We start from the raw sequence: 908 nt of genomic DNA, 5'->3' as shown, positions 1-908 counted from the left end.
AGAGGATGTTTGGAAAGTATTAAACAATTCAGTTAAGCCAGTCTTTTAAGCATTAACCGAATCATTGCTACTTGTACAAATGTTTCATGGGTCTGGGGTAAAATTTCGTAGTCTTTACTCAATCTACGACACCAATTAAACCAACCAAAACTACGCTCTACAACCCAACGTCTTGGAAGCAGAACAAAACCTTTAGCGTTAGTGGGACGGCGTACAACCTCTAAAATCCAACGATAAGTGTCCATCACCCATTTGATGAAGCCTTCACCTTGATACCCAGCATCAACCCAAATCAGCACAAGATGATTTAAGCGATCGCTAATTCTGTTCTTAGCTTGGGCGAATAATTGTTTTGCTCCTGCTTTGTCGGATTCATAAGCCGAGGTAACTACAACCATCAAAACTAATCCAAGAGTGTCAACAAGTAGATGGCGTTTACGCCCTTTGACTAATTTCCCGGAGTCAAAGCCAACAGCCTGGGATACCATTGTTCCATTCTCTACAGATTGACAATCAACAATTGCCGCGCTTGGGTTCGGTTCGCGGTCTTCCAGGACACGTACCCACTGCTGAAGTTTATGGTTCATTACCTCCCATGTGCCATCAATTCGCCATTTGCGGAAGTAATAGTAGACCGTTTGCCATTTGGGATAGTCATGAGGCAACATTCGCCATGCACAACCCGCACAAAGAATATAAAAGATAGCACTAACCACAGCACGTAGGTCAACACAACGAGGACGACACCCTGAATTTTCCGGAGGAATAAGCACAGATAGTAATTCCCATTGTTCATCTGTTAGGTCTGTTGGGTATGATGTAGACATTGCTCTAGTAACTCTGTCGCATTTTTATCTACTGACAGAATACCGTTACTGGAGTTTTTTTACACTTTCCAAACATCCTCT

At 42.7% G+C, this 908-nt stretch carries 1 protein-coding gene; it reads right to left on the bottom strand.

The features are described from left to right. Window positions 1-32: 32 nt before the first annotated feature. Complete coding sequence (locus GNE10_RS34835) at window positions 33-827, bottom strand: IS5 family transposase (protein WP_185570550.1); 795 nt, start codon at window positions 825-827, stop codon at window positions 33-35. Window positions 828-908 lie beyond the last annotated feature (81 nt).

The organism is Nostoc sp. 2RC (genome assembly GCF_014222165.1).
Taxonomy (GTDB): domain Bacteria; phylum Cyanobacteriota; class Cyanobacteriia; order Cyanobacteriales; family Nostocaceae; genus Nostoc; species Nostoc linckia.
The sequence above is the reverse complement of the archived record's forward strand: the minus strand, read 5'-3'. Positions and strand labels throughout refer to the sequence as shown.

Bases quoted from the DNA above. Each gene is read 5' to 3' on its own strand.
- GNE10_RS34835 (WP_185570550.1), bottom strand. From the start codon at position 827: ATGTCTACATCATACCCAACAGACCTAACAGATGAACAATGGGAATTA.